Origin of the sequence: Streptomyces sp. NPDC048211, from assembly GCF_043202315.1 — a bacterium.
In the GTDB taxonomy this organism is placed as follows: domain Bacteria; phylum Actinomycetota; class Actinomycetes; order Streptomycetales; family Streptomycetaceae; genus Streptomyces.
The window spans coordinates 1-12683 of the sequence record NZ_JBIDAD010000038.1 but is presented as its reverse complement, the minus strand read 5'-3'; the positions used below and the strand labels follow the sequence as shown (position 1 = coordinate 12683).

Below are 12683 nucleotides of genomic sequence, written 5' to 3'. Positions count from 1 at the left end.
CACGAAGATGACCTCTCAGGAGCGTCGAAGCCGTCATCTTGCCACTGGACCTTGTCGTGCCTGCCTCCACCATCATTTACGGGACAAGTCTTAGGCGAGCCGCCGGACGGTGTTCTCGTCAGCGGTTCCGCTCGCTCCACCGAAGGCGCGACGGAATGAATGCAACACTAGCCTCGCGCTTTCATGAGGTGCGCTGTACGACGGGTGGTCGCACAAACGAAAAGTGCCTCTGAGCAGTAAGAATGGGGATCTTCGGGATCTTTGTTCCTGCCACCGTCAGATTCACTTCCCAGATGAAGAAGTGTATCGGGCACACAGCGCTTCTAGCCCCGAGCTCGCTGCTTACCAGCTGACGGACCGGCAGCGAACTACTCGAAGACGATGCCGGTCTCGCTCGGCAGACTTCCTCGCACGTGCTGGCGCGCCATGCGGCGCTGCCACTTCTCCAGCTGCGGGGGTTGGTGAACAGCTGCTGCTTGCCTGCGGTGGTCCTCACCGGTTGTGAGATTACGGCGAACACGGCGACCCCCAGATCGACGCCCACCGTCCCGGCATCCCGCTGCCGGCGGGAGGGCCGCGAAGGCGGCGGAGTGGCAGACGTAGAACAAAGCCCACCCACTGCCCCAGGCGAGATAGGGCAGACCGCGGACCGGACCGGGCTGCGCCGTCGGGCCCGCGGCGGCTGTCGCGCAGCGAGGGCGGCGTGAGCGGCCGACGCTCTGGCCGATCGGCAGGTCCAGATTCATTGCAAATCGCGCACTGGGGATGGCGCAGCCGGAGGGCTCACCCTCTTCGGGCTGGACTCTTGCCGCATCCTCAATGGCATGGCCCGGAGGCGGCTGCCTGCGGCCACCCCCGACACGAGGGCGCCGCGAAATGGATCGAGTGCACCCGGGATTCGCATGTCGCAAATACGTCATGCCGGTTGTGTCGTTTGGTGAGTATTGATTCGGTATGCGGAACTGTTGTCGGTGCTGTTCCCGGGCGTAGCATTCCCCGCGAAGTGGACTCCAGTACTCGAAGCTGGACTTCGACAGAAGAGGATCCTGGAATGGGAAAGTTTCGCGTATTCCTTTGTCTTGCCGCTGCAATCGGAGGCGTAGCACTTGCCAGTCCTGCGCAGGCCGCCTCGTATGACGGCACTTGCAATTCCTCTGGCGGTGGCGAGATTTGTCTCTATCGTGATGCCAATGTAAAGGGAGTTCTGTACGACACGCTCTACAGTAAGCCCTCGTACACTGGGACATATTTCGGCACGAGCGTTTCCATCAATGACAGTGTGACGTCGGCGAAGAACATGGATCCCGACACTAATGCGTACGTGTTCACCAATCCGAATTACACGGGCGTGAACCGTGTGCTCTGGACCGGAACTATCTACAACGATTTCGAGTCGGACCTGGACAACAAGATCTCATCGCATTGTTTCGCCAACAACGCCTCTTGCCCGATACACATCTAAAAGATAAGCCCTTTTTGGTCTGAGGGCAACTTTGGTCACAGCGCAGAATCTTGTGAATCCCCTGATGGTGGCAGCGTCGTACTGGCCTGCAAAATGCTATCGGGGGATTCTTCTGGGATGCCCATGGCTGTCGGTATTGAGAAAGGCGCAATTCGTATGTCTGCTTTCCGGCGGGGAACGGCAACTCTTTCTGTCCTGCTTACTTCGGCCCTCGGGGTATCTGCTTGTGGTGGAATGGATTCGCGGGATACTGAAGATCGTCGATCCGAAGGCAGTCACTATGCGACTCCCAGACAGGAGTCCAGTGAAGTGGTTGCGGGAGTTCGCGTCCCTCTCTTCCCTCTCGATGCATTCCGTTTGAGATCGAAAGGGCAGGAAGAAATTGAGCGAGCCGTTTTCGTTCTCGCCGATAAATGCATGAAGGCGCGCGGGCTGAGTTGGCCGGCCCCAGAACTCAATGGGGCGAAATCGCATTCACCGAACGAGCGTCGCTACGGAGTCAGTGACAGGGCTGTTGCTGCCGCGTACGGATACCACTTGCCGCCGCCGGTAGGGTCCACGCCTTCCCGGGAGCGACAGTTGGGGCTGCGTCAGCAGGCGCGCCTCAAGGCGGCGGGAAAAGACGCGCAGGATGCGTATACGGGGGACGGGGGGAAGAGGGCAGGCTGCCGTGATGTGGCGCGGGACCGGCTGCGTATGGGCTGGATAAAAGAAGCCGATCCGGTTTTCACCGCATCATCGAAAGGCTGGTCGGAATCGAGCGCCGACAGCAGGGTCAGCAAACTCGATGCCGATTGGAGGAAGTGTATGAGGAAGTCAAAGTTCACCCAGAAGGACCCGCTTGCCGCTGCGGGGTCATGGGTGTCGGCCTCCTCTGAGGGGGATTCAGAGGGCGTGGAGGCGAGTAGTGCAGAGAAGAGGATGGCTGTTGTCGATGTTGACTGCAAGGAGAAGGTTGATTACGTCCGAAGAAGGCAGATTGTCGAATCCGAATATCAGGTCAAGATACTCAAGGAGATGTCCGTTCCGCTTGAGTCGTATCGCGCCGCATGGAATCACTCGCTGAGCGAGGCCCGTCTAGTTCTGCAGGGTTCATAACCAGGAGCGGAGGCGTCACAGGCGGACAGTGGCGATACACCATGCTCTCCTGCCGGGTTTCTATCCGGCCGGCTAATCAGAAACTGTATCCCGGATCACGGTGAAGGACCCTCGATTTCTTCACCACCCCGCCACGGGCGAGCGCCCGGGCCAGACGCCGCGCGGGCCGGTGCAACCGCACGATCAAAGCCCCTGTACCGGCCGGATCCTTCTCCCCGCCGATCCGGACATGCCGCAGATCTGAACTCACCAGCCGCACACGCGTCGTCCGGAACGAATCCCTGCACCCACCCACCCGCTTGGGCCGCACGTAGCCCACCGCACCCCCCAGCACGCCAGCCCGATCTCTGCCAATTCGCGAACGCCATATCCACATCCTGGAAAGCCTGCTGACACACGATCGCATTCCCACCCGCCCACCACCGGTACAACCGCCGATACTCACCCCCCTCAGCGGCATGAACACCTTCAGAGAAGGCCGGTCTATCTCCTCCTGGCTATACCCCCGCGCCAGGCGATCCCGACCGCGAGCCCACCGCTGCAGCGCGGCGTGCCTCAGGCCGAAGGCGAAATTGAAGCTGGCGCGGGAGCCGTTGGCGTAGCGCTGCAGAACCAGCAGTTCCGCTGGATTTGCAGGCCGGACACGTGGTTGACGCGGGGGCAGTGAAGTACCCCCCCGGGATACAGAGCGGCACGCGGGGCAGTGCTCAGGATTTTCCCCCGGACGGAGGCGAGCGAACACGGAATCCTGCAAACCGGACTGGTCATCAGTGGGGCCGTTTCGCGGACGAGATCTGCCTCGGCTGGTGGTGCCGAGGCAGAGCCGCGCGGTTGTGGGCGTCAGTTGGCCATGCTGAAGTCACCGCCCACCGGGGCGGCGATCTTGTCAACGCCGGTCAGGGCGGTCAGCGTGGTCACCGGGGTGCTGCTTTCGGTGGTGGTGCCGTTGCCGAGCTGGCCGGAGCCGTTGGCGCCCCAGGAGCGGACCGTGTTGTCACCGAGGAGGACGAGTGTGTGCTCCCTTCCGCCGGCTACCAGCTGAACGTCCTTGAGGGTGGGGACGGGGACCGGGGTGATCCGGTAGTCGGTGGTGCCGTCACCGACCTGCCCCGAGGTGTTCTGTCCCCATGCCTTCAGCCTGTGGTCGCTGCCGGTCACGGCCAGGCTGTGGTTGCAGCCGGCCGCGATCTGCGAGACCCCGCCGAGCCAGAGGCCCTGGGCATCGACCGGGGTGTACCGGTTGATGGTGCTGTTGTCGCCGAGCTGGCCCGTGGCGTTGTAGCCCCACGATTTCACCGCGTCTGCCTCGCTGCCCGGCTTGCCGACCAGGGCGAGGTTGTGGTTGCAGCCCGCAGCAATCCGGGTGACACCGCTCAGACCGCCGACCGGGCTGGGAACGTTGCGGCTGGCAGATGTCCCGTCGCCGAGCTGGCCGTTGATGTTGTAGCCCCATGCCCACACGGTGCCGTCCTCGCGCAGCGCCAGACTGTGGTTGAGGCCGGCGGCGATCGCGACGACCTTGTTGAGGCCCTCGACCTTGACAGGAACACTGCTGTCCATGTTGGTGCCGTTGCCGAGCTGGCCGTAGTTGTTGCGGCCCCACGTCACGACGGTGCCGTCGTCCAGCAGCGCCATGCTGTGCCAGCCGCCCGCGGCGACGGCGACGGCGTTGGAAAGGTTCACGACCTGCCCGGGTGCGTTGTGGCTGAACACCGAACCGTCACCGAGCTGGCCCGAGCCATTGGCACCCCAGGACTGCACGGTACGGTCGCTCAGCAGAGCCAGCCCGTGACCGGACGTGGAGCCTGCACCACCTGCGGCGATCTGCGTCACCTCAGCGCTGGTCAGTCCAAGCACCGAGGTTGCCGTGGTACGGAAGTCGGTCCACGTTCCGTCACCGAGCTGCCCGGAGCGGTTGTTACCCCAGGACTTCAGCCGCTTCTCCGGGGCGAGCCCCTCTCCGGTGGGCACCGTCGCAATCTTGGGCGAGGCCGAAGCCAGGGCAGCAGCGTGGGCGGCCAGAGGAGGAAGCAGGACAGCCAGGGAGCAGAGCGCAGCAGTAAAGTGCCGGCTCGGGCGAACAGTACGCACCAACGCGTCCTTTCGAAGATCAAATACGGCGTGATCTTCGTAGCGCCCCGACAGGCACAAAGGACACGACCCGCAACAGAATTCACCCGGACGGACAGCAAGTCACCAAGTCCGGCCGAGTGCCATTCCTTCCCTGTGGCGTCGCCCTTCCGCCTGGCCCGATCGTTTCTGCGGTGAATCCAATGGTCCGCACGGGTGAGTCATCCCGCCAGGGCTGTCGGTTGGGGTACCCGGCCCGGTACACCCGCCTTTGTGATCAAGAACCTGCTTGTGCGCGGCCTTCCCGCACTCACCTTCTGCGTCCTTCCTCTCCTGGCGGCTCCCGCCGCGCATTCCGCCTCCCACCCCGCCGCCTCGGTGCCGGCGGGTGAGGCTGCGGCGGGCCCGGCCGGGGTGGCTGTTGTGGTGCCGCTGTTCGAGGCGATCAACGAGCTGCCCGTGGCGGTGGAGCACCGTGAGGGTTACAAGCGGAGCCTGTACAAGCACTGGAACAAGGGCCTGAACTCCGGGGACGGGTGCGACACCCGCGTTATCTGCATAGCCAGATCGAGTGGGCCACGCATGCGCCTTGGTGTAGAAGCATTCTAGCGTTTTGCCTACAACTGAGGCACATGAGGCACACAGCCCTGACTGATGGCCGTTGCGGTGGCGCGGGTGGTTCAGCCGAGCGTGTCGAGTCCGCTCAGGAGGTAAGCCACATGAAGCCCGGTGGTGAGGTATTGCTCGAAAGTCTCGTTGTTGAGTGCCCGTGGCGATCGTCTCTGCCGGATGAGACTGATGGCTGCGTCAGGGGTGTAACCCAGTTCGATGAGGGACTGCGCGATGACCAGTCCGGAGCGGTTGTAGCCGGAGTGGCAGCGCACGAGCACGGTATGGCCGTCTCGTAGAGCATGTGCCGCACTGCGGGCCAACTCCTGGACGGAGTGGATCTGGTCGGCGGTGAGCGGGCCGTCGGGGAGTTCGGTGATCAGGTGCTGGGCTGTCGGGTGCGGACCGTGGCCTGCGCGGGCGAACAGGCTGATGACCAGGTCGAACTCATCACCCGCGACAGCCGGCTGAACTTCACCGGTGTGGTCGGTCCAGAAGTGTCCGCCCATCCAGAGTCCTGGGCTGATCTCGCTCCAAGGCTTGTCGGGCTCAGGGACATCGCGATCCTTCTGACGGGTCTTCACTTTGCTCCCTTTTCGGAGGTACAACGGCGTGGTCAGGCTCCCGTGTTCCCGCCACCGCCTGTTGATACCAGTACTCCTTGATCGTTGACGCGCTTGGGTTCCTACCTCCCGAAGCGGTGATGATGGGACTCTTTGAAATTCCCCACCTGGTGCTCAGGGGTTCCCCAGAGGTGCTCACCCAGATTCCCCACTCTCGGTGCGCTGACCTGCGGCCCGGCGTCACACGGGAGGGGCCGCCCGATATCCAGCCGAATCAGGGGCGGGGCGAGCCGTCCAGGGTGAGCAGAGCTCATCGCGAAGCGACGCCGAAGGCGCCCTTGACGGGTCGGCACGGCCCGAACACTCGACAAGCGGGCGGCCCCGGCCCTTCGTTCATCACTCAACGGAGTGGGGAACGAAGAGCACGACTGGCCGTTTTCAAAGATCCCCATCACCCGCACGCGCCCCTCGGAAAAGTCCAGCAGCGGCCCGGAGGGGCGGGCGTCCAGCCGGTGCGCCGCGGTCGACGGACTGCCCGGCACCGGCCCCTGGGTCACTCGGCCGGTGCGCGGGCCGAAGGGCCCGGTCGCTCAGGTTCCGCCGGGTTTGCCCGTCGAGACCAGCAGGAGGACGGACGAGCCCGGTGCCACCGGTTCTGTGCCGCCCCGGGGCTGACTGCTGATCACCTGCCCGGCGGGAGCGTTCCAGTCCGTGTGCCGCATGATCGTGCAGCTCAGTCCGAGTCCGCGCAGCAGGCTTCCGGCCTGTTCGACCGGCATGCCGGCCAGGTCCGGCAGCGCGATGCCCGCTCCCGCGGTCTGCTCCTGCTCCTGTGTCGGAGTCGCATCGGCGCTTCCGCTCTTGGGGGTGCCGGTGGCGAGCGGGGTGCACGCCCCGTTCGCCGGTGGGGACAGGGACGGGGAGGCGCCGGGCGCGGGCGGCACGGGCTTCAGCGCGAAGAACCCCACCGTGGCGCACGCCAGCACGCAGCACGCCGCAGCGGTGCCGAGGAGCGCCCGGCGGGGGCGGCTGCGGCTGACGGCTCGCTCGATCGCGGCCGCGTCGACGACCGGCGCCGTCGGCCCGTCGGCGAAGGAGGCCACCGCGGCACGCAGCTCGGCTTCGAGGCCCGGCTCGAACGGGGCCGGTCCGGACGACGTGTTCCTCACTTCGTACCTCCGAGGGTGGCCGACGGCGTGTGCGGCGCCTGGGCGCCCGATACGGAATCGCGCAGCTTGGCCAGGCCGCGGGCGAGCTGGGACCTCACCGCACTCGAAGAGATGTCCAGGACGTCGGCGACCTGCCGGGCGTCCAGATCGTGCAGGTAGTACAGGACCACCACGCTGCGCATGCCCATCGGCAGCCCGAGCAGTGCCTCGATCAGTTCCGCGCGCAGATCCACCTGCCCGAACCGGTCCCGGGGGTCGGCCGTCTCGGGCACCCCCGACAGCCCGGGGCGCTCGCCCCGGCGCGACAGCCGCCGCCAGCGGTCGTTGGCCAGGTTGACCAGTACTTTGCGCACGTACGCCTCCGGCGAGTCCGCCACCGCGACCTTCCGCCACTGTCGGCACGCCCGCTCCAGCGTCTCCTGCACCAGATCCTCGGCCACGTGCACGTCACCGGTCAGCGCATACGCGGTGCGGAACAACGCTCCCGACCGCTGTGCGACGAACTCCGTGAATCCGATGCCCGGACCGCTCCTGCGAAACCTCACCCGCCGACCTCCTCTCTTCGTCCCGTCCCAATCACTGCCCCCATGACGGCGGAACGGGTCCGGGTGCTGCACCGAGCCGCCGGCAGTGATGTGAATCACAGCCGGGACGGAAGGGTGTCTCAGGACCTCGCGCCGCTGCCGCCCGGGGTGCGGGCGGGGCCCGGTGAAGCGGAGGGCCGCCGGGCGGGCGGCCCTCAGTCGGCCGAGAAGAACGGGGGCGCCTCTTGCCAGATACTACGTTCGCCGACGTCGGCGACGCGCTCGGCACCTGTCGACAGGCCGCCGAGCAGCGCTTCGGTCATGTCCGCCACGGCAAGAAGGTGGCCGCGGTGATCTCGCGGCGGGACCGGGTTCGGGAGGACCTCGCCGACCCGCGCGGCGCGTACGGCGAAGTCGGCGACGCCGGGCAGTACGCGAGCGACCGGGGGATCTGGCCCATTGGCAAGAGGGTCCGTGCTGAGGCCCAGTACGCGATCGTGGCCGTGGACGGCCTCGTGCGCCGCGTCTACGTACTCGACCCGGACGGCTGGAGCGAGGTCGAGTCCAGCAAGTGGGAGTCCACCGCTGTCGGAAATCGCGAGCTGACGAAGGACGAGATCGACGCCGCGTACGAGGCCGGGAACCTGCCATTGCGGATTGGAGACGACTGCCCCACCCGCGCGGGCGGCGCCTACCGCCCCCACTGGTTCTGAGGAGGAGCCACGATGTTGCCTACGCTCTCGAGTAAACCGCCCCCTCTCCGACGACCACCCACATCAACTCGCCGCCCACACCCACGACGAGGACGGCCAGGCACCGGCCTGCGCACCCTGACGTCACCGACCACCAGGGCCCGCCGACCTGACGGTCGGCGGGCCCTCACACGCGCTCCCGCTCCCCACCCCCCCAGTTCGTTGAACAGCACGGATAAGTGAGGAGCCAAGAGCGGGACTGGCCGATTTCAAAGATCGCTATCAGTGACGCTGGGCCGTCCTTCGATGAGAGACAGAAGGGCATTGCCGCGCTCGCCAGAGGGCCCCTCTGGCGAGCGCGCCACGTGATCACGAACGAGGGACCACGCGGATGGCCTTTCGCAATGCGAGCCGAAGTGACGCGACGGTTTCCTCAGATTCCTCAAGTCCGCGTGCGAGCTTCTCGGCCCGGCTGTTCGACTCCGAGAGCTCCCTGGTCAGGGTTTGATTACGGCGTTCCAGGTCGTGGATCCGGTCGACCAGGTCGGCACGTGCCGCGTTGTCGATCTCCGCGCCCAGGGCGAGCTGGACACGGCGCGTCAACGTGTCGCGTTCGCGCTTCAGGTCCTTGATCTCTGCCCGGGCGAGTGCGAGGTCGGTGTGCAGGCTGGCAGGCGTGGCTCGCTCTCTCGGGGCGACCGCGGCTGCGGCCATGCCTTGATCGGTCTGGACCAGCATCGCGTCCTGAGTCGCTGACTTGACTGCGGGGTTGTTGTAAACGAACCACGTCGACACGTTCGCTTCCCGTGCGACCCTGGCGAAGGAGACGCGCTGCCCTGCTTCGAGCAGGTGCCGGATGGCGGCCGTCGCGCGAGCGGTCTTGGCGGTGCTGTCTTCTTGTCGCGCTTGGCGCAGGCGTGCCACGCGCGCCTCGCGGGATGACTCGGTTCCGTTCACGACCTGCTCCGCAATCCCAGGTTTTGCAGGGGTACAAAGGCTGCAGCCGATCGGACTTTGCGGAGCTCTCGGGCCGCCTCTTCAACGGCAGCCCGTTCTTGTTCGGGCAGCGCCGCCAGTGTGCGGCGCATCTGCTCCAAGGACTTGGTGTAGCCGGCAATCTGGTCGTGGAAGTTGCGGATCACCCAGTCGGCGGCCCCCATCGCTAGTGCCGCTTCCTTATCGGCCCGCAGTTCGGCCACCTGCTGTTCCAGCGCCGGCAGGTACGAGGGATCAGGTCGGTAGAAGTCGCACCCCGCGCATTGGAAGCGGATACGGCAGTGTTGACCGCCGGCCTTGACGTTGCTGGGCTCGCTGCATCCACCGTAGGGGACTGCGATTGTCTGGCCCTCGTAGGCCAGCGCGTCGCTGTAGCCGTGCGGGTTGCCGTGCCGGTCGATGGCCATTCGGGCCACGGTCTCGACGGCCTGGCGCTTCCGCGCCAGGGAGACCTTGTAGTAACCCATCGTCGTGTCGGTTTCGCGGTGGTCCATCAGTTCTCGAAGGTGGTCCACGGCGACACCGGCGTCGGCGTGCCGTTGTGCGTAGGCGTGCCGCAGGCCGTACAGGGTGATCTCCGCCCGGTTGCAGGCGGCGGGCCTGCCCTCGTCGTCGAGACGTTCGTCGAGGATGGCAGGGATGCTGTCCACCCACGTGCGGAAGATCTTGGCGGAGAAGTGGTGGGCGGACATGTGGCCGCGTCGGGTGCGGTTCTGGCCCGGGGCGGGGAAGAGCCATCCATCACCAAGCGCGCGTACGGGGAGAGCCGATAGCTGCCTCTCCCATGCCTCGATGTCGCGCGCTGTGGCCTCGGTGATCGGAAGTCTGCGCCCGTAGCGTCGGCGCTTGAGGTTGTCGTAGATGAGGGTGGGCTTGCCGTCGACCCTCTCGACGCAGCCGATCTTCAATCGGGCCGTCTCTTCGGGACGACGGCCGGTGTCCCTCAGGACCCGGTAGTACACGCCATACATCTGCGCATAGTCTCGGCTCGTCCAGCCTCCGCGCTCGTAGCTGGTGCCGATCAGGTGCAGGTGCTCGTCGAGCTGGGCTATGACGTGCTCGGGGATGGCGCGGCCGATGTCGTCCTCGGTGTCCTCCTCTGCACTTTGCATCTGGTGGAAGGCCGGGGAGAGGGCGAAGGCTCCGGGGACCTGGTCCATGAGCCCGAGCAGGCGGGCGTGGTCGAGAAACCTGCGCCAGTAGCCGAGCAGCGAGCCGCGGTGGGGGTTGCTGTACGGCTTGTGGGTTTTCGGATTGAGCAGGGTCCGGAATGCGTCGACGACGGCGCTCATGTCCGCCAGCTGCAGTTTTTGTGGCGTCTCGCCGTTCTGCCGACCGGCGAGTGCGGTCGAGGCGATAGCTGCCGCCTGCACTACGAACCGGAGTTCGATCACGGTGGGACGCACCTGCCGCCCGTACTCCTTGGCCGTCTCACGCAGCCAGGTCTGCTGAATCACGGTGAAGTCGATGTTTCCGGAGGTGGCCCGGTACTCGCGTCCCTTCCCCGCGATCAGCCCGACCAGCCGGCAGTCCCAGACATCGCCGAGGGTCGGATCGGCGTTCTCGTACTGGTTCCGTGCGCGGGCCAGCTGATCCAGCAGGCCCCGAAGTGTGGACCTCTGGAGCTTCTCCAAGGACGCGGGGAATCCGGGGGCGAGGTCGAGCAGCGAGGTCGGGTCCAGCGGGAGATTCGGGACGAGTGAACGGATCCGGCCCGGGACCAGGATGACATCCAGCTGATCGCGTTGCTGGAGTGCGTAGAGGATCTCCGTCCGCACCACCGCCGACAGTGGTTTGAGGGTGAACCGGGTCTTGCCGATGCCGTGGTTGACTCCGCCGTGCTGGTTTCCCCGCCGGATGCCTGGAACATGGCTGGCGGCGAAGTCCGGCGGGTTGCCCTTGCTCTTCCGGTCATAGGTGCAGCCGGAGCAGTAGCTGTTGAACGACTCGACCGGGGCGGGGCATCTGGCCACCCGGCACCGATGGGCCGCTGTCAGCGGGTTGTCCGTCGAACCGGTGAAGATGTGAGTTTCCGGATCCCACTCGTCGCGGCGCCAGTGCGGATCGAGCTGGGCGGTCAGCCACCCGTGCCAGTCCTGGTTAGGCACCGCGCGAGGCTGTGGCGACAACGCAAGCGCCGTGCTCATCGAGTACCTCCTGCAGCGGTCAGCTCCACGGCAGCGCGCAGGTCCTCGTCCGTTGCATGCAGGTACACCGCCGTGCTCGCGGACGAGGCGTGGCCGAGCAGCACTTGCACGACGTCGGGATCGACACCGTTGCGGATCCAACCGGTAGCGGCCGTGTGGCGCATCATGTGCGGACGGGCGCGGAAACCGCATCGGCTGCCGATGCGTTCGATGATCTGCTTGGCGTTCGAGTACGTCACCGGCCTCCCGGCATGCGGGCCGACCAGATTCACGAACACATAGTCAGATCCGGCAGCCCGGGGAACCATCTCACGCTCCGCCAGGTGATCGCGATACCGGTGGACCGACTTCTGCGCGAGAGGCACCACGCGCGAGCGGCCGCTCTTCGCCCGGGCCCCGTTGGCGTTGTCCTGCCTGGGGCGAACATGCAGATGGGAGCCCCGATGCGTGCATCCGAGATGGGTCGTGTCCGGCAACAGATGCATGTCCTCCCGGCGCAGGCCGAGGGCCTCCCCGATCCGCAGACCCCCGTCGAGGAGAACGCCGAGCAGGAGACGGTCACGCGCGGTCCGGGCGGCCGCGATGATCTGCCAGGACTGCTCGGCGGTCAGTGTGGCAGGCGGCTTCTCGATCTCCGGGGTCTTGAGGATCCGAGCCCTGACCACCCGGTGCTCGCCGCCCTCGCCACGGTGATAGCCGGCCGGCGTGTAGCGAAGGAAGCGGGGCTCGCTCAATTGCGGTGAGGGTGTCGTCTCCTCCGGCGTCTCTTACAGCCTCGACACCGAGGACGGGCGCCAGGTCCTCGTCGTCAAGCTCGACAAGGAATGGCTGTCGGCGCCGGGGCGGGTCTTCCCGGTCCGGGTCGACCCGTCGGTGAAGTCCGTCGACGCAACTTCTGGCACGTACGTCGAATACCCCTACAACACCAACTTTGCCTCGGACACGGTCCTGAAGGCCGGCACCTACGATGGCGGCAGCCACAAGGCGGCAGCGTTCCTGCGCTTCACCGGCCTGGAGTCCACGCTGAAGAATGCCTGGGTCCTCAGCGCCGACCTGGCGCTGTACAACAACTGGTCGCAGTCGTGCGCGGCCCGTCCCGTCACCGTTGCCCCGATCACTTCCAACTGGTCGGAGACCACCACGTCCAAGTGGCCGGGACCTGCGACGGGTGCCTCACTTGCGTCGAAGAGCTTCGCCCACGGCTGGCGCCCGACCGGGACCACGACCTGGTCCTGTGCCCCTGCCTGGTCCACGATTAAGACGATGTCTTGATTGGTGATCGCTCGTTGCTCTGGGCATGGACATAGTTGTGCGCCTGGTGCCGGACTCGTTGTGGGAGATCTTCCAGGACGT

At 65.9% G+C, this 12683-nt stretch carries 11 protein-coding genes and 1 pseudogene; 5 read left to right on the top strand and 7 right to left on the bottom strand.

The genetic code is table 11. The features are described 5' to 3' along the window. Positions 1-1051: 1051 nt before the first annotated feature. Together ACGFZA_RS42045 and ACGFZA_RS42040 are read left to right on the top strand one after the other, a co-directional pair. A complete protein-coding gene (locus tag ACGFZA_RS42045) occupies positions 1052-1462 on the top strand; it encodes a peptidase inhibitor family I36 protein (protein ID WP_393686345.1) in 411 nt (136 codons plus the stop codon). Positions 1463-2041: 579 nt separating this feature from the next. Beyond that, on the top strand, positions 2042-2560 hold the full coding sequence (locus ACGFZA_RS42040) for a hypothetical protein (protein WP_393686343.1): 519 nt from the start codon (positions 2042-2044) through the stop codon (positions 2558-2560). A gap of 840 nt (positions 2561-3400) precedes the next feature. Here the strand turns inward: ACGFZA_RS42040 and ACGFZA_RS42035 are convergent. Beyond that, the gene (locus ACGFZA_RS42035; RefSeq protein ID WP_393686341.1) at positions 3401-4531 is read right to left on the bottom strand and encodes an RCC1 domain-containing protein; all 1131 of its coding nucleotides are present in this window, start codon (positions 4529-4531) and stop codon (positions 3401-3403) included. 372 nt (positions 4532-4903) lie between these two features. On the opposite strand from ACGFZA_RS42035, the gene ACGFZA_RS42030 reads away from it, so the two are divergent. Then, positions 4904-5239, top strand: coding sequence for a hypothetical protein (locus ACGFZA_RS42030; RefSeq protein ID WP_393686339.1), 336 nt, complete (start codon positions 4904-4906; stop codon positions 5237-5239). A 71-nt stretch (positions 5240-5310) separates the two neighbouring features. On the opposite strand, the gene ACGFZA_RS42025 is transcribed toward ACGFZA_RS42030, so the two are convergent. The 3 genes from ACGFZA_RS42025 to ACGFZA_RS42015 form a co-directional block, all read right to left on the bottom strand. Continuing rightward, positions 5311-5823 (bottom strand): protein phosphatase, encoded by a 513-nt coding sequence (locus ACGFZA_RS42025; protein WP_393686337.1) that lies wholly within the window; start codon positions 5821-5823, stop codon positions 5311-5313. A gap of 569 nt (positions 5824-6392) precedes the next feature. Continuing rightward, complete coding sequence (locus ACGFZA_RS42020) at positions 6393-6971, bottom strand: PASTA domain-containing protein (RefSeq protein WP_393686335.1); 579 nt, start codon at positions 6969-6971, stop codon at positions 6393-6395. Beyond that, complete coding sequence (locus ACGFZA_RS42015) at positions 6968-7489, bottom strand: SigE family RNA polymerase sigma factor (protein ID WP_393686349.1); 522 nt, start codon at positions 7487-7489, stop codon at positions 6968-6970. Before ACGFZA_RS42015 ends, ACGFZA_RS42020 begins: the two co-directional genes overlap by 4 nt. Before the next feature lie 251 nt (positions 7490-7740). Here ACGFZA_RS42015 and ACGFZA_RS42010 point away from each other — a divergent pair, with 251 nt between their 5' ends. Beyond that, a complete protein-coding gene (locus tag ACGFZA_RS42010; RefSeq protein WP_393686333.1) occupies positions 7741-8208 on the top strand; it encodes a hypothetical protein in 468 nt (155 codons plus the stop codon). Between the two features lie 348 nt (positions 8209-8556). Here the strand turns inward: ACGFZA_RS42010 and ACGFZA_RS42005 are convergent, their stop codons facing one another. From ACGFZA_RS42005 to ACGFZA_RS41995, 3 genes are read right to left on the bottom strand one after another with little or no spacing between them, the layout of a single operon-like run. After that, positions 8557-9144: a DUF6262 family protein gene (locus ACGFZA_RS42005; protein WP_393686331.1), complete on the bottom strand. Its 588-nt coding sequence runs from the start codon at positions 9142-9144 to the stop codon at positions 8557-8559. Then, on the bottom strand, positions 9141-11291 hold the full coding sequence (locus ACGFZA_RS42000) for a tyrosine-type recombinase/integrase (RefSeq protein ID WP_393686329.1): 2151 nt from the start codon (positions 11289-11291) through the stop codon (positions 9141-9143). Before ACGFZA_RS42000 ends, ACGFZA_RS42005 begins: the two co-directional genes overlap by 4 nt. Positions 11292-11326: 35 nt before the next feature. Next, positions 11327-11995 carry a tyrosine-type recombinase/integrase gene (locus ACGFZA_RS41995; RefSeq protein ID WP_393686347.1) on the bottom strand — a complete coding sequence of 223 codons (669 nt, stop codon included), beginning with the start codon at positions 11993-11995 and terminating at the stop codon, positions 11327-11329. A gap of 67 nt (positions 11996-12062) precedes the next feature. On the opposite strand from ACGFZA_RS41995, the pseudogene ACGFZA_RS41990 reads away from it, so the two are divergent. Further along, a pseudogene (locus ACGFZA_RS41990) lies at positions 12063-12590 on the top strand (DNRLRE domain-containing protein); the annotation flags it as partial. Between the last annotated feature and the right edge of the window lie 93 nt (positions 12591-12683).

Bases quoted from the DNA above. Each gene is read 5' to 3' on its own strand.
- ACGFZA_RS42045 (WP_393686345.1), top strand. From the start codon at position 1,052: ATGGGAAAGTTTCGCGTATTCCTTTGTCTTGCCGCTGCAATCGGAGGC.